A 15,845-nucleotide genomic window follows, 5' to 3' on the forward strand; every position below is an offset into this window, starting at 1 on the left:
TGACTTCATTGAGGGGGCCAAATTGACACTCTACGATGACTTCAACGCACCACAAGAAACCAAGGAGACACTCGCCGCGGCGCCGCGCATCGCGCACGCCCGGCCGGCTCGCGACCATGAACAATCGCATCGAACGCATCGCCGTCACCCATCATCGACTGGCGCTCGACCCCGCCTTTCCCGCCTCGTGGGATAGCCGGCCGCGCCAGTGGTTTCCCGCGACGATCGTGCGCGTCGAAGATTCCGAAGGCCGCATCGGCATCGGCTCGGGCGACGCCATGTACGGCTTCGACGACTACCGGCATCTGTTCGTCGGCACCGACCCGCTCGATCTGGCGCGCCACAGCGCGGTCATCGACAACGTCAGCTTCCACGCCGGGCGTCTTTGGCCGCTGGACGCCGCGCTCTGGGACCTAGCCGGCAAGATCCTCGGCCAACCGTGCTGGCAAATGGCCGGCGGGCGGGCAAGCGGCGTCCGGGCGTACGCGTCTTCCGGCATCCATCGTCCGCTGGACGGGATGGCGCGCTGGGCCGAGCATGCGGTCGCACGGGGCTTCCCCGCGCTGAAGATCCGCTTCGGCCGCCCGAGCCTCGCCGACGATCTCGCGGCGCTTGCCGCGGTCCGCGAAGCCGCGGGCGAGCGGATCGAAATCATGGTGGACTGCAATCAAGGCTGGCGCATGCCGTGGGACACGCAAGCGCCCTGGCGTTTCGACGACGCACTGGCCTTGATCCGGCGGATGGAGCGCTACCGCGTCTATTGGGTCGAAGAGCCGCTGCATCGCGGCGACTACGCCGGCTATGCGCGGCTGCGCAAGGAGGCCGGCGTGCGCATCGCGGGCGGCGAGCTGACGCGCGATGCGCACGAGTTTCAAGCGCTGCTCGAGCACGATTCGCTCGACGTCTACCAACCCGACGTCGTCTGCACGCTCGGCCTCGAAGGCACACGGCGGCTGACTCAGCAAATCGAGGCGCGCGGCAGAGTCTTCACGCCGCATACCTGGGGCAACGGCATCGGCCTCGCCGCCAATTTGCACGTTGCCGCCGGAGCATCGAATGCGCCGTTCGTCGAATTCCCTTACGACCCGCCCGAATGGACCTGCGCGAGACGCGACTTCCCGCTCGTTGCGCCCATCGATATCGACGAAAACGGCTGGATCGAACTCGGCCACGCGCCGGGCCTCGGCATCGAACTGAACGAAGCCACCCTGGCCGCGACGCTCGCGGAGAACAACCGCTACGACTAATCGCCCACCCGCTGCACTCATGGCACCCGATACGCAGCCTCACCCTTCTCGCTAGCGCGATCGATCAATCCAACAAAACGGAGACATCAAGATGAATCGCATTACCACGCTCTTTCGGGCCGCATGGCTCGCCGTCCCACTCGCGCTCGCCGCGGTGCCCGCGCACGCGGCCGGCACCTGGTGCAGCCAGGGCAAGCCCGTTCGCTTCGCCGGCATCACGTGGGAAAGCGGCAGCTTCACGACCGAGGTGCTGCGCTATGTGCTGAAGAACGGCTACGGCTGCAACACGGACGAAGTCCCGGGCAGCACCGCCGCCACGGAGACGGCCCTCTCGCGCAACGATCTGCAGGTATGGGCCGAACAATGGACGGGCCGCTCCGAGATCATCGCGGGCGCCGTCAAGGCGGGCAGCGTCAAGCTCGTCGGCGACACGCTGCCCGGCGGCACGAAGGAAGGCTGGTACGTGCCGGACTACGTCGTCCACGGCGACGCGAAGCGCGGCATCAAGGCCAGCGCACCCGCGCTCGATTCGGTGGATGAATTGCCGAAGTACAAGGCGCTGTTCGTCGACGACGAGGAACCGGATCGCGGCCGTTTCCTCGACTGCCCGTCGGGCTGGGACTGCGAACGCGTGAATACGCGCTTGCTGAAGCTGCTGAAACTCGACGGCGACTACACGAACTTCCGCCCCGGCACCGGCGCGGCGCTCGACGCGGCGATCTCGTCGGCCTATCAGCGCGGCAAACCGATCCTCACGTACTACTGGGAGCCGGCCGCGCTGATGGCGAAATACAAGTTCGTGCAACTGAAGATGCCACCGTTCAACGAAGCCTGCTGGAAAACGCTGCGCGCCGAAAACAGCGCCAATCAATGCGCGTCGTCCTATTTGGTCTCGCATCTGAAGATCGGCGTGTCGACACCGTTCTATCAAGCCGAGCCCGACGTGATGACGTTCTTCTCGAAGGTCAGCTTCCCGCTCGATTTCCTGAACACGACGATTCTGGACATGACCGAACACAAGGTCGACGCCCAGACGGAAGCCCAGAAATTCCTCAAGGCGCACCCCGAGATGTGGAAGGCGTGGGTGCCGGCCGACGTGGCGGCCAAAGTGCAGAAGTCACTGGGTGCTTGAGACACCTGACACAGCAGGTAGCGCTTAGCGCTTAGCACTTCACCGGGCCCTTGACGCTGGGTACGTAGCAAACGACAACGACGCATGGAACGAGCCGCCTGCCGCGGCTCGACAAGCAACAATCGACAACAAGGAGACGGTAGTTGAATAAGAAGATTTTGGCGGCCATGCCGCTTGCGCTCGCCATGGCGGGCGCCCACGCGCAGAGCAGCGTGACGCTCTACGGCATCGTCGATCTCGGTGTGGATTATGCGAGCAACGTCGCCACGGGGGCGAACGGCAAGCTCGTACCGGGCACCGGCTCGAAGCTCGTGCAGATGCAAAGCGGCGTGCCGGCCGGCAGCCGTTGGGGCCTGCGTGGCGCCGAAGATCTGGGCAACGGCTTGCAGGCGATCTTCCGCGTCGAAAGCGGCTTCAACGCGGCCACCGGCGGCCTAGGCGGCGGCCTCGCGTTTTCACGCAACGCCTATGTCGGCTTGAAGTCCGATCGCTACGGCCAATTGACGCTCGGCAAGCAGTGGGACGCAGCCGTGGATATCGTCGAACCGTTCTCGCTGAACGGCCAATACGGCGGCTGGTACTTCGCGCACCCCAACGACATGGATAACCTCGACAACGGTTTCCCCGTCAACAATGCGGTCAAGTACGTCAGCCCGAACTTGGCCGGCTTCACGTTCGAGGGGCATTACTCGCTCGGCGGCCAGGCAGGACAGTTCTCGAACAACGCCACCTACAGCGCGGCCGCGGGATACGCACACGGCCCGTTCAGCGCCGGAGTCGGCTATCTGCGCGTGAACGATCCGATCGCTTCGGTCGCGGGGTACGGCAGCGGCGGCAGCTTCGTCAATTCGATTTTCGGCGACGCACTCGCCAACGCGCGCTATCAGGGCATCCTCTCGGCGGGCGCCGCTTATACGCTCGGCAGCGTCAAGTTCATGGCCGATTATTCGAACGTCTACTTCTCGTCGCTCGACGGCAGCCACGACCTGCGCTTCGAGAACTACGAAGCTTCCGGCATCTATACGGTCACACCCGCTCTGACGTTGGCTCTCGGCTATACCTACACGACGGGCCACGACCGCGCCGTCGGCTCGGATCCGAAGTATCATCAAGCCAACTTGATCGCGCAATATGGCCTGTCCAAGCGCACGTCCGTCTATGTGATGGGCGCGTATCAGCACGCGGCGGGATCGGCGCAAAACGCGCAGATCACCGGCTTCAATCCGTCGGGCACGCGCAATCAGCTCGTCAGCCGCGTGGGTATCACGCATTCGTTCTGACGTTGTGAAGCCCTAACGTTCCGAAAGTTTGCGCGCCGGTCCGCCGGCGCGTATCTGTATCAGCATCGCGCCGAGATCCATCATGCGACGACTGCCTTCCCTTTCCGCGCTGCGCGCGTTCGAAGAAGCGAGCCGCACGCTGAGCTTCACGAAGGCCGCGCAGCATTTGCACGTCACGCAAGGTGCGATCAGCCGGCAGATTCGGCTGCTGGAAGACTACCTCGGCACGCCGCTGTTCATGCGGCATCATCATCGGCTCGAGATCACCGCGGCCGGCAAGCGCTTGCTGCCGACCTTGCAGGCGGCCTTCGACAGCATCGCCCATACGCTCGACGCGATTCGGTCGGATCCCTCGAACAGCCTGCTGAGCGTGAACGCCGCGCCGACACTCGCCACGCGCTGGCTGACGCCGCGCTTGCGGGATTTCCAGACACGCTTTCCCGAGCTGCGCATTTCCATCACGAACGAATATGGGCCGCTGCAAGGCGCCGAGCGCAACGAGGACTGCCAGATCCGATTCGGCATGGAGGCGCTGCCGGGCGGGCAAAGCACCTTGCTGATGCGCGAGCACCACGTGCTGGTCGGCGCCGCGACCGTGTTCGATCGGCCGCCCGGCGATGCGCAGGCGCTGTGCGACGTCCTGGCGCAGCACCCCTGGCTTTATATCCTCGACATCGACCGGCGGCTTCTCGTGTGGGAAGCTTGGCTCGGCGCGGCGGGGCTCGACGTGGAGATGGCGCCGCGCGGCGAACTCGAATTCAGCACGCTCGATCAAGTCATTCACGCCGCCGTCGCCGGTCTCGGGATTGCCGTGGCCGACCGGCACATGATCGAGCCCGAACTCGCGAACGGCAGCCTGCTTCAATTGAGCGCGATCGAGGTCATCGGCCCGGCCGGATATTGGCTCGACATCCGCCCCGAAGTACAAGAGACGCAGCGCGTGCGCAATTTCAGCAACTGGCTCATCGAGCGCTACGCCGCCAATGAATGAAAACGAATGAAAACGAACGAAAAAAGGCCGCCTTGCTTTCGCAGGCAGCCTCGCGCCGAACGAGGTCGAACGCAATCGGACGCTTAGGATCCCTGACTACCTTTCCTTGTTACCCTTTTAGCGTCCTATCCGATCCTTCAACCCAGCCCGCCCATCATCATGTACTTCACTTCGAAGTACTCGTCTAGGCCGTATTTCGAGCCTTCCCGTCCCAGCCCGGATTCCTTCACGCCGCCGAACGGCGCGACCTCCGTCGAAACGATGCCCTCGTTGATGCCGACCATGCCGCTTTCGAGCGCTTGCCCGACGCGCCAAACGCGGCCGATGTCGCGCGCGTAGAAGTAGGCGGACAGCCCGTAGTCGGTGTCGTTCGCGGCCTGAATGACTTCCTCTTCGGTATCGAATCGAAACACCGCCGCAACCGGGCCGAACGTCTCTTCGTGTGCCAGCGCCATTCCGCCGTGCGCGCCGACGATGACGGTCGGCTCGTAAAACGTCCCACCGAGCGCATGCGGGCGGCCGCCGCATAGGACAGTGCCGCCTTTCTCGCAAGCATCGGCCACGTGCGCCTCGACCTTCCTGAGCGCCGCGCGATTGATGAGCGGCCCCTGCGTGGCACCGGGCTCCATCCCGTTCGCCACTTTAAGCCCGCGCACGGCTTGCACGAGCTTCTCGACGAAAGCGTCATGCACGCTCGATTGCACGAAGAAGCGGTTGACGCAGACGCACGTTTGCCCGGTATTGCGGAATTTCGAAGCCATCGCGCCGGTCACGGCCGCGTCAAGATCGGCATCGTCGAAGACGATGAACGGCGCATTGCCGCCCAGTTCGAGCGAGACCTTCTTGACGCTGTCGGCCGCCGCGCGCATCAGCAGCTTGCCGACGCGCGTCGAACCGGTGAACGAGATCTTGCGAATCGCTTTCGAGGCCATCATCGTGTCGCCGATCGCCGGCGCATCGCCCGATACGACGTTGAACACGCCGGGCGGCACGCCGGCTTGCTTGGCCAGCACGGCCAGTGCCAGCGCGGACAGCGGCGTTTCCTCCGACGGCTTGAGCACCATCGTGCAACCCGCCGCCAGCGCCGGTCCGGCCTTGCGCGTCACCATCGCCAGCGGGAAATTCCAAGGCGTGATGGCGCCCACGACGCCCACGGGCTCCTTCGTCACGACGATGCGCGCGCCCTGCTTCGGTGCCGGGATGATGTCGCCATAGGCGCGGCGCGCCTCTTCGGCGAACCAGGTCAGAAAGCTCGCGGCATAGCCGACTTCGCCTTGCGCTTCGGCAAACGGCTTGCCTTGCTCCGCCGTCATGATGCGGGCCAGGTCGTCGCGGTGCGCGAGCATGAGTTCGCCCCAGCGGCGAATGACTGCCGCGCGCTCCGCCGCTGTCGTCTCGCGCCAGGTGCCGAATGCGCGCGACGCGGCGGCGACGGCCTGCAGCGTCTCTCTTGCTCCGGCGCGGGCCACTTGCGCGAGCGGCTGGCCGGAGGCGGGATCGACGACCGCGTAGGTCGATTCGCCCGCCACCCATTCGCCGTCGATATAGCTCGACGTGCGCCACAATGTTGTATCGCCGAGCCCCGGGATCATGCCGCGATCTCCAGGCGCCGAGACGGCCGTGCCGTTCGTGCAATGCGCGCGCTGACGTAATCGTTGATCACGTCGCACGGCGTGTAGTTGCGCTCGAGTTCATAGAGTTCGTCGGCGCTCAGCTGCGTGTCCAACGCCGCCAGCGCACTTTCGAATTGGGCCACGCTGTCCGCGCCGACCAGCATCGACGAAACGCCGCGGCGCTGAAGCACCCATGCCTGTGCGATCTGCGCGCACGACACGCCGCGCGACAGCGCGACGTCGGCCACGGAACGCGCGATGTCGCGCGACGCTTCGTCGTCGTACATCTGCACGGTAAAGAAATCGGTTTGGTTACGGACCGATTTCGCATCGCCCGACAGCAAGCCGCGCGCGAGCGGGCTGAATACCGACACGCCCACGCCCTGGTCGATGCAGAACGGAATCATCTCCCGCTCCTCTTCCCGATAGGCGCAGTTCAGTTGCAGCTGCATGTTGATCGGCTTGGCGAAGCCATGACGCTCGCACGCCTGCAGGATTTTCGCGAACTGCCACGTGAACATCGTCGAGACGCCGACGTAGCGCGCCTTGCCCGCGCGAACGATGTCGTTCAGCGCCTCCATCGTTTCCTCGACGGGCGTATTCACGTCGAAATAATGCAGCATGTAAACGTCGATGTAATCGGTCTGCAAGCGCCGCAGCGAGCCGTCGATCGCTTCCATCACGTGCTTGCGCGAGTGGCCCTGATTGTTCGCGCCGCTGCCGATCGGATAGCCCACCTTCGTCGTCAGCACCAGTTCGTCGCGCTTGGCCAGACGCTTGACGATGCGGCCCACCACCTCTTCGCCCACGCCGGTCGAATAGAAATCGGCGAGATCGATGAAGTTGACGCCTGCGTCGAGCGCACGCGCAACGATCGGCTCGCTTTGCGCCTCATCGAAAATCCAAGGCTTCCATTCCGGCGTGCCCATGTTCATCGTGCCGAGGCAGAGCCGCGAGACTTTCAGCCCGGAGCGGCCCAGTTGTACGTATTGCATTGTCGTCACCTGTCGTTGTGGGCGTCGCGGCTCAAGCCGCGTCCGCGGCTTTTGCCTTCGGCGTATAGAAAGGATTGCTGATGTCGTCGCGGATCGCGGCGAGGCACTCGAGCGAGGGCAGTCCGTTCATCGCCGCATGGATCGCCGTCTTGCAGGCCGCGTAGTTGTTCTCGTACACGGCGTCGAGGTCGTCGCAGCCCCAGTTCACCCAATTCGCCGTCACGATGCACCACTCGTTTTCCGCTTCCGGCGGCAGCGTGCCGTCCAGCATCGCTTCGGTCACGGCCTTCGCGATGGCCGCTTGCGAAGCGCCCCAGGTGGCGTTGCCGTGCAGATCGCCGCGAATATCGGCCTTGTTTACGTACAGCGTGACGGGTTTGACGGGCACGTTCGGCTGCGCGACGACCATGAAGGGGACATGTCCCTGGGACGGCGACGACAGGCTGCCCGTGAAAGCCTGCCCGACCGGGCCATTACGCGGGCCGATCATGATGTTGATATGGGCGGCGTTCACGCCGGGCCCCGCGAACCCTTCTCCGATATAAACCTGCAACCCTTTCATGTTCTCTGCCTCTCCTGTATGGCCTGCTTGGCGTTTTGCCGAGAAACGCATCGTGCGTGGCATGGCACGGCTTGACGCTGGAATCGATGCGCGGTGCGCGCGTCGGGAGGCATTGCAGCACAGGGATCGGGCGCTCAAAAGCTATGAATTCTCATGGAGGCATGACACAGACTCATCGCACGTCCCGATTGCCGTCAGCATGAGATCTTGTAATGATTCGATGACTATTCCTGGCTTCGCAAGCGCGGGGGCTGCCGTTAGACTTGGCTCGACTGTCCAAGCAGCGCGGCCGGCGGGCCGACGATTAGATCCCGGAAGGGAGGAGACGAGATCGCCATGAATTCGCTTTTTCTTCATCTGTCGATCGCCGACTGGGTCAACAACGCGGTCACCGTGTTCGTCCAGCGCTATGGCGATGCGTTTCACAACTTCAGCATTGCGATGCTGCGCGACGTGCTCGTGCCGCTCGAAAGCCTGCTGCGCGCGATGCCGCCGTGGCTCGTGCTGATCGCCGTGGGGCTGCTCGGCTGGCACGCATCGCGGCGGATCGGCGTGGCGCTGATGTTCGTCGTGCTGCTCTACGTGATCGGCTGCTTCGGGCTTTGGGACAAGCTGATGCAGACGTTCGCGCTGATGCTGGTGGCCACCGTGATTTCCGTCGCCCTCGGCATTCCTATCGGGATCTTCGCCGCGTCGAGCCGAAACCTGCGGCGCGTGTTGCTGCCGGTGCTCGACATCATGCAGACCTTGCCGAGCTTCGTGTATCTGATCCCGGTGCTGATGCTGTTCGGTCTCGGCAAGGTGCCCGCGATTTTCGCCACCGTCATCTATGCGCTGCCGCCGCTCATCCGCCTGACCGACCTCGGCATTCGCCACGTCGACGGCGAGATCGTCGAAGCCGCTCGCGCATTCGGCACCACTAAACGGCAATTGCTGTTCCAGGTGCAGTTGCCGCTCGCACGGCCGAGCATCATGGCCGGCATCAACCAGACGACGATGATGGCCCTGTCGATGGTGGTCATCGCCTCGATGATCGGCTCGCGCGGCCTCGGCGAAGACGTCCTCGCCGGCATCCAGACACTCGACGTCGGCAAGGGAACGCAGGCCGGCATCGCCATCGTGATCCTGGCGATCGTCATCGATCGGATCAGCCAAGGCTACGGCGAAGGCAGCCGCGTGCGCCGGCTGCGGCGCCAGCAGAAACAACCGTCTCGGATCCCGTTTCGCCGGGCGCGTGCCGAAGCGGCGGACAAGACCGCCGCGGGCGATGGTCTGTCCGGACAGCCGGCGAAGTGACGCGCCGAAGCCGGTACAAGCGCCGGCATGAGCAAGGGCATAGGCATCGGTAAAGCTCTGATCGGTAAAGCTCTGGTCACGGGCGAGCCAATCGAACGATCAATGAGGTAACGCAATGAGCGGGATCGAAGTCAAGAACGTGTACAAGCTGTTCGGCACGCAAGAATCCAGCAAGCGAGCGCTGGCCATGTTGCGCGGTGGCGCGTCGAAAGCCGACGTGCTCGAGAAGACGCGCTGCAACGTCGGCCTGAACGATGTCAGCCTGTCGATCGAATCGGGGCAGATTTTCGTGATCATGGGCCTGTCGGGCTCGGGTAAATCCACACTGGTCCGCCACTTCAACCGGCTCATCGATCCGACGGTCGGCGAGATCCTGATCGACGGCAAGGACGTGCTCAAGCTCTCGGAAAGCGGGTTACGCGACTTGCGCCGCTTTGGCGTAAGCATGGTTTTCCAGAGCTTCGGCCTGCTGCCGCACCAGACGGTGCTGAGCAACGCGGCGTACGCCCTGGTCACGCGCGGAGAAAAGAAACAAGCCGCGCACGAAAAAGCGCGGCAGTGGCTCGATAAGGTCGGCCTGGGCGGCTACGCGAATCATTATCCCGACGAGTTGTCGGGGGGCATGCGTCAGCGCGTGGGCCTGGCCCGCGCGCTGGCCGCCGATACGGACGTGCTGCTGATGGATGAAGCATTTTCCGCGCTCGATCCGCTGATTCGCTGCGAGATGCAGGATCAATTGCTCGGGCTTCAATCGACGCTGAAGAAGACGATCGTCTTCATCACGCACGACATCGACGAGGCGCTGCGGATCGGCAACCGCATTGCGATCCTGCGGGACGGGCGCTTGATCCAATGCGGCACGCCCGACGACATCCTGCATCGTCCGGCGGACGACTACGTGAGCCGCTTCGTCGAACGTCGTTCGGGAACGGCGCACTGACGCCCTTCTCGGCGCACGCACGGCGCCGGCTCGAGGAGGAGACGCCACGCCGACGTGGCCCGCCCCTTCACACAAGCGCACGCCACCGCTCGCCCGGTATACTCCGATCTTCATACGAGGCGCCGCCCCAACGCGGCGCCGCATGAAGAGGAGACTGCCCTTGAAGCGAAAGATGCCGGCATTGAATGCCCTCAAAGCGTTCGAAGCGGCCGGCACGAGCGGCAGCTTCACACGCGCGGCCGAGCAGCTGAACGTGACGCAAAGCGCCGTGAGCCGGCAGGTTCGCCAGCTCGAGGAGCAGCTCGGCGAAACGCTGCTCGAACGCCATCATCATCGGCTCGAACTGACCGATGCGGGCCGCTCCCTGCTCAGCACCCTGCAGCAGTCGTTCGATCGGATCGAACTGACCGTGCGCGCGATTCAGCAAAAGAGCGACGTCAACCGCCTGCGCGTGAACGTACCGCCGACCTTCGCGAGCCGCTGGCTCGTCCCCCGTCTATCCCGGCTGCGCGAGCAGCATCCTTCCATCGAGCTGAGCCTCACCACGCGCCTGCGGGACAGCCTGGCCGATTCCACGGCGCTCGACTGCGCGATCCGCTTCGGCGATGGGGAATGGGAAGGCGTTCATAGTTCTCTGCTGATGCAGGAACAGCACATCGCGGTGTGCGCGCCGGCCTTGGTGGAAAACGGCGCGTGCGACCTCCCCAGGCAGACGTTGCTGCACGTCCTCTCGGGCGACAATCAACGCTACCTGACATGGCGGCATTGGCTCGACGCGGCGCGGATGGAGGGCGTCGATACGTCGGGCGGCTATGAATTCGATCTGCTCGATCATGCGATCCGAGCGGCGATCGAAGGGCTGGGCGTCACGATCGCGGATCGCAACATGATTCAAGGCGAACTCGCCGGCGGCCAACTCATTCAGATCCTCGACGTTCACGTCGACGGCCATCAGTCGTACTGGTTCGTGGCTCGACCCGAACGGAAGGAAGCCAAGGCGCTTCAGCTCTTTCGCCAATGGCTTCAAGAGGAGATCGCGGCCGACGCTTAGCCGACGCTTAGCCGACGCTTAGCCGACGTTAAGCCGCCGGCTACCGTTAGGCGCTTAAAGCCCTTCCTTCAGGCGCCTACCGCGCCGACCGCGCCTTCGGTCGCGCTCGATTGCGTCGGCCGCGCCGCCGACGCTCACGCCGCATCCTCCAGGATCAACGCCGCACCTTTCTCGGCCACCATCATCGTGGGCGCATTGGTATTGCCGGAGGTGATGTTCGGAAAGATCGACGCATCGACGACGCGCAGCCCTTGCACGCCATGAACGCGCAAGCGCGCATCGACGACGGCGCTGAGCGGATCCGGACCCATCGCGCACGTACCGCAAAGATGGTAGATCGAGCCGCTTTGCTCACGGAAATACCGCAGCATGCTCGCATCGTCGGTGACGCTTTCCGCCGGCGTCACTTCTTCGACCGTGATATCGCGCAGCGCGGGTGCCTTCATCAGTTCGCGCACGAGCCGGCCGCCGCGAGCGACTTCGTCGCGATCGTCCTGAGTTGAAAGGTAGTTTCCGCGAATGAGCGGCGCATCCTCTACCCGGGCCGATGCGATTTCCACCGAGCCGCGGCTCGTCGGCCGGCACGCGTTGAACGCGACGAGAAAGCCCGAATACGGTTCGGGCTCGAGCGCCGCGCGATTGGACTTCGGAATCTTGTACGAAAGCGGATTGAAGTAGATTTGCACGCGAGCGTCGCTGTCGCCCGCCACCGTGGCGAAGAATCCGCCCGCTTGATTGACGCTGATCGAAAACGGTCCGCTGCGCTTAAGCAGATACTGCAGCGCGAACTTGGCCTTGCCCGTCCAGCTTCGGAACGCGTCGTTGAGCGTCTTCACGCGCGCGCGGTAATAAAAGCTGGCGCACAGGTGATCTTGCAGATTCCGGCCGACCGCGGGCGAATCGCAGACGACATCGATACCGTGCCGCTCGAGCAGCGCGCGGGGGCCAACGCCCGAGAGCTGCAAGAGCTTCGGCGTATCCACGGCGCCCGCCGCGACGATGACCTCGCGCTTCGCTTCGAAAGTGCGCTTCACGCCGCGCTGTTCGACCTCGACGCCGCACGCGCGGCGATTCTCATCGAATACTACGCGCGCGGCGCGCGCATGGTGCTCGATCGTCAAGTTGGGACGAACTCCGGCACGATGCAGGTACGCCGCGCTGCTCGAATCGCGCCGGCCGTTGCGCGTGTTGATGTCGTACACACCGGCGCCGTCGAGACGTTCGCCGTTGAAATCGGCATTGTGCGCATACCCCAGTTGCCGGCAGCCCTCGATGAACCGTTCACAGATCGGGTGAACCTCGTCTTTCATCGACGTGATGCGGACGGGGCCTTGCGCACCGTGGTACGCCGTGTCCCCAAGCGGATGCGACTCGAGCTTCCGGAAAAAAGGCAGCACATCGCGGTAGGACCAGCCCGGATTGCCGGCCGCGGCCCAGTCGTCGAAGTCGCGCGCGGCGCCGCGCACGTAGATCATCGCGTTGATCGAGCCGGAGCCGCCCTGCACCTTGCCGCGCGGACAATAAATGGAGCGCCCGCCGAGTTCGGCCTCAGGTTCGCTGTAATACATCCAGTTGTGCGCGCGGTGGTAGTAGAGCTTCGCGTAGCCGATCGGAATCTTGAACCAGAGCGACGTGTCGGGCCCACCCGCCTCCAGCAGCAGCACCGAATGACGCCCGGATTGCGAGAGCCGCTCGGCAAGAATGCAGCCGGCCGAGCCCGCACCGACGATGACGTAGTCGTAGATCATGTCCTGCTCCTCGCTCAGTTCATCCATCAGCCGCGGGCCGGCGACGTATCCCGGACGTCGGCGGGCTCGCGCTGCATCTCCAGATGAAGGCGCTTGCCGGTGTACGGCGAATGCGCGCGCACGACGTCCATATCGAGTTCGACGCCGAGCCCCGGCGCCTTCGACGGAATCAGGTAGCCGTCTTCCCACTGAATCGGCTGCTTCAGCACGCGGGCATGAAAACCGTCCCAGGTGCCGATGCTTTCCTGAATCAAGAAGTTGGGCGTACATGCCGCGAGCTGGATGCTCGCCGCCGCCCCGACCGGCCCGTTGTAAAGGTGAGGCGCAATTTGCGCGTAGTAAACCTCGGCAAGGCTCGCGACCTTCTTCGCTTCGAGCAGCCCGCCCACGCGCCCCACGTTCATCTGAAGAATCGAAGCCGCGCCGCTGTCGAGCAGCTTGAAGAATTCGTACTTCGTCGTCAGCCGCTCGCCCGCCGCGATCGGGATGCTCGTATGAGCCGCGACCTGTGCCATGGCCCGCTCCTGCCCCGGCGGCACCGGCTCCTCGAACCAGAGCGGATCGTATTTTTCGAGGCGCTGCGCGAGCCGGATCGCGGAGGACGGCACCATCTGGCCATGCGTTCCGACGAGCAAATCGCAGCGAGAACCGACCGCCTCTCTCACTTGACGGCAGAATCGCTCGCATCGGTCGAGCACCTCGAGCGAAAGCTGATGCCCCGAGTACGCGGTATACGGCCCGGCCGGATCGAACTTCACGGCGGTGAAGCCAAGCTTCGCGTTCTGCGCCGCGCAGTCGGCGGCGAGATCCGCATCGTCGTAGTCGTATTCGCCGTCGTGATTCTTGGGATAGAGGTAGGTGTAGGAGCGCAGGCGCTCGTTGACGAGCCCGCCGAGCAACTCGTACACGGGCTTGCCGCAGGCTTTCCCAATGATGTCCCAACAAGCCATTTCCAACCCGCTCACGATTCCCATCATCGTGAGATCGGGCCGCTGCGTGAAACCGCTCGAATAAGCCTGCCGCCAGAAGCGCTCGATATGGTGGGGATCGTGGCCGAGCAAATGACGCTCGAACGCGTCTTCGATAGCCGGCACCATGACGTCGGGATGAAACGTGGCTGCATAGACCTCGCCCACGCCCTCGATGCCGCAGTCGGTCTGCAAGGTCACGAAGATCCAATACATGCCGCCCAAGTGCGGCGGCGGCACGGCAACGACATGCGTTTGCATCGAAACGACTTTCATGTTCAGACGAATTCCGAGTGGATGATGTTCGAAGGCGGTATCGATAGCCGTAGCGCTAGCAGGGCTAGTAGCGCGAACGCTAGCGCTCGTTCCCGCGCGAGCCGTGTCGCACTTCGGTGCTTCAATACGGCATGACGACGAGGCGCGTCTGCGTGAACTCGAGCATGCCGTGCTTGCCGTCGTCGCCGCCGAGGCCCGAGCGCTTCCATCCGGCATGGAAGCCCTGATAGGGATCGGCCGGCGTCCGGTTCACGTAGAGCTCGCCCGCCTCGATCTCGTTGGCCACGCGCATGGCCGTCCGATAGTTCTCCGTGTAGAGCACGGACGAGAGGCCGAACTGGTGATCGTTCGCCATTCGCAGGGCCTCGTCGAGCGAGGTATAGCTCAACACCGGCAGCACCGGTCCGAAGATTTCCTCTTGCACGATCTCCATGTCCTGGCGGCAACGGCTCAGCAAAGTCGGCGGATAGAAGTACCCGGCGCCTTCGGGAAGATGCCCGCCCGTTTCGAGCGCGGCGCCCGCTTCGACGGCCCGCTTCACCATGCCGTGCACGTCTTCGCGAGCCTTGGCGTTGGCAAGCGGCCCCATGAGCGTCTCGTCGCCGGCGCGATCGCCGAAGCGGATCGCGCTCATCTTCTGCCGGAGCAGCGCCACGAACCGGTCGTGCACGTGCTCGTGCACATAAACGCGTTCGATCGACGTGCACAGTTGCCCACAATGGGTCGTCTTCGAGCGCACGATGGCGCTCGCCGCCGCTTCGAGATCGGCATCCGGCTCGATGATGGCCGGCGTCTTGCCGCCGAGTTCGAGCGAGGGCTTCGCGATGTTTTCCTTGCAATAGTCGAGCACCTTGCGCCCGGCGGCGACGCTGCCGGTCAGCGTGATCATGCCGACGCCGCGCCGCGTGCACATCGCAGCGGCCGTATCGTGATCCATCGCCAGGATGTTCACGAGGCCTGTGGGAAGCGCCGCCTCTTGCGCGGCAAGCGCCACTTCGAACGCCGAGCACGGCGTGTTGTTGCTCGGGCGAACGACCACGGCATTGCCTGCGATCAGCGCCGGCGCGATCTTGCGCAACAGCGTATAGATCGGAAAGTTGAACGGAATCAGGCAGGCGACGACGCCGATCGGCTCGCGCATCAAGATCAAGTTTTCGTCGGGGTTGTCGCTCGGGATCACTTCCCCTTCGATACGCCGCGCCCATCCCGCGTGATAGCGCAGAATTTCGGCGGCATAGCGCGCTTCGGCCGTGGCGTCCGCGGCGCTTTTTCCCGATTCCAGCGCGAGCGCCTCGCCGATCGCGGCGGCGCGCGCGTCGATCGCTTGCGCGAAGCGATTGAGGCAAGCGCCTCGCTCGGCGGCCGGCAGGCGGCGCCATGCCCGTTGCGCCGCGCTTGCCGCCAGTACCGCCCGCGCCGCATCGGCGTGGCTCGCCGCGTAGACCTGACCGACGGGGGCCCCCGTCGCCGGATTGAGGACTTCGATCCGCTCGCTCGTCGTTGCTACGAACTCGCCGTCGATGAAATTTCGATATGTACGCATGGTTTGGCACCGGCTGGTCGAACGATCCGCAACCGTCTCGGCACGCCGTGCGGCGGCGCGGAAACTGAAGGCAGTATCCGCACCGCCCATCGGCCGGGCAAACGATTTATTGTCTGCATGACCATGCGAAAAACGCATGCTATAAAGTTTGCATTACCCCATTACCCGATCGGCCCCTTCCATACGCATCTCCGAATCCACGA

Annotated in this window: 13 protein-coding genes; 7 read left to right on the forward strand and 6 right to left on the reverse strand. The window is 64.2% G+C overall.

The annotated features are described in order from the left end of the window. Positions 1–116: 116 nt before the first annotated feature. The 4 genes from DWV00_RS01470 (at position 117) to DWV00_RS01485 (ending at position 4,650) form a co-directional block, all read left to right on the forward strand. Entirely contained in the window at positions 117–1,247 is a 1,131-nt protein-coding gene (locus DWV00_RS01470) for a mandelate racemase/muconate lactonizing enzyme family protein (protein ID WP_115531754.1), read from the forward strand. A 91-nt stretch (positions 1,248–1,338) separates the two neighbouring features. Then, positions 1,339–2,379, forward strand: coding sequence for an ABC transporter substrate-binding protein (locus DWV00_RS01475; protein WP_115531755.1), 1,041 nt, complete (start codon positions 1,339–1,341; stop codon positions 2,377–2,379). Positions 2,380–2,546: 167 nt separating this feature from the next. Then, positions 2,547–3,659, forward strand: coding sequence for a porin (locus DWV00_RS01480; RefSeq protein WP_115532212.1), 1,113 nt, complete (start codon positions 2,547–2,549; stop codon positions 3,657–3,659). Positions 3,660–3,741: 82 nt separating this feature from the next. Beyond that, entirely contained in the window at positions 3,742–4,650 is a 909-nt protein-coding gene (locus DWV00_RS01485) for a LysR substrate-binding domain-containing protein (RefSeq protein WP_115531756.1), read from the forward strand. A gap of 137 nt (positions 4,651–4,787) precedes the next feature. Here the strand turns inward: DWV00_RS01485 and DWV00_RS01490 are convergent, their stop codons facing one another. Genes DWV00_RS01490 through fae form a run of 3 tightly spaced genes read right to left on the reverse strand, consistent with a single transcriptional unit; the run spans position 4,788 to position 7,820 of the window. Beyond that, positions 4,788–6,242 carry an NAD-dependent succinate-semialdehyde dehydrogenase gene (locus DWV00_RS01490; protein WP_115531757.1) on the reverse strand — a complete coding sequence of 485 codons (1,455 nt, stop codon included), beginning with the start codon at positions 6,240–6,242 and terminating at the stop codon, positions 4,788–4,790. After that, positions 6,239–7,258 carry an aldo/keto reductase gene (locus tag DWV00_RS01495; RefSeq protein ID WP_115531758.1) on the reverse strand — a complete coding sequence of 340 codons (1,020 nt, stop codon included), beginning with the start codon at positions 7,256–7,258 and terminating at the stop codon, positions 6,239–6,241. The genes DWV00_RS01490 and DWV00_RS01495 overlap by 4 nt, the downstream gene beginning before the upstream one ends. Positions 7,259–7,289: 31 nt before the next feature. After that, positions 7,290–7,820: a formaldehyde-activating enzyme gene (fae, locus tag DWV00_RS01500; protein ID WP_115532213.1), complete on the reverse strand. Its 531-nt coding sequence runs from the start codon at positions 7,818–7,820 to the stop codon at positions 7,290–7,292. A 336-nt stretch (positions 7,821–8,156) separates the two neighbouring features. Here fae and DWV00_RS01505 point away from each other — a divergent pair, with 336 nt between their 5' ends. The 3 genes from DWV00_RS01505 (at position 8,157) to DWV00_RS01515 (ending at position 11,107) form a co-directional block, all read left to right on the forward strand. Then, positions 8,157–9,116, forward strand: coding sequence for an ABC transporter permease (locus DWV00_RS01505; RefSeq protein ID WP_115531759.1), 960 nt, complete (start codon positions 8,157–8,159; stop codon positions 9,114–9,116). A 115-nt stretch (positions 9,117–9,231) separates the two neighbouring features. Then, positions 9,232–10,056 (forward strand): quaternary amine ABC transporter ATP-binding protein, encoded by an 825-nt coding sequence (locus DWV00_RS01510; protein ID WP_115531760.1) that lies wholly within the window; start codon positions 9,232–9,234, stop codon positions 10,054–10,056. A 172-nt stretch (positions 10,057–10,228) separates the two neighbouring features. Further along, on the forward strand, positions 10,229–11,107 hold the full coding sequence (locus tag DWV00_RS01515) for a LysR substrate-binding domain-containing protein (RefSeq protein WP_220274654.1): 879 nt from the start codon (positions 10,229–10,231) through the stop codon (positions 11,105–11,107). Between the two features lie 134 nt (positions 11,108–11,241). Here the strand turns inward: DWV00_RS01515 and DWV00_RS01520 are convergent, their stop codons facing one another. From DWV00_RS01520 to aldA, 3 genes are all read right to left on the reverse strand, one after another. Then, positions 11,242–12,855 (reverse strand): GMC family oxidoreductase, encoded by a 1,614-nt coding sequence (locus tag DWV00_RS01520; RefSeq protein WP_115532214.1) that lies wholly within the window; start codon positions 12,853–12,855, stop codon positions 11,242–11,244. A gap of 26 nt (positions 12,856–12,881) precedes the next feature. Beyond that, positions 12,882–14,099, reverse strand: coding sequence for a mandelate racemase/muconate lactonizing enzyme family protein (locus DWV00_RS01525; RefSeq protein ID WP_115531762.1), 1,218 nt, complete (start codon positions 14,097–14,099; stop codon positions 12,882–12,884). 121 nt (positions 14,100–14,220) lie between these two features. Beyond that, positions 14,221–15,642 (reverse strand): aldehyde dehydrogenase, encoded by a 1,422-nt coding sequence (gene aldA / locus DWV00_RS01530; RefSeq protein WP_115532215.1) that lies wholly within the window; start codon positions 15,640–15,642, stop codon positions 14,221–14,223. Positions 15,643–15,845 lie beyond the last annotated feature (203 nt).

The organism is Trinickia dinghuensis (assembly GCF_003367175.1).
Taxonomy (GTDB): Bacteria; Pseudomonadota; Gammaproteobacteria; order Burkholderiales; family Burkholderiaceae; genus Trinickia; species Trinickia dinghuensis.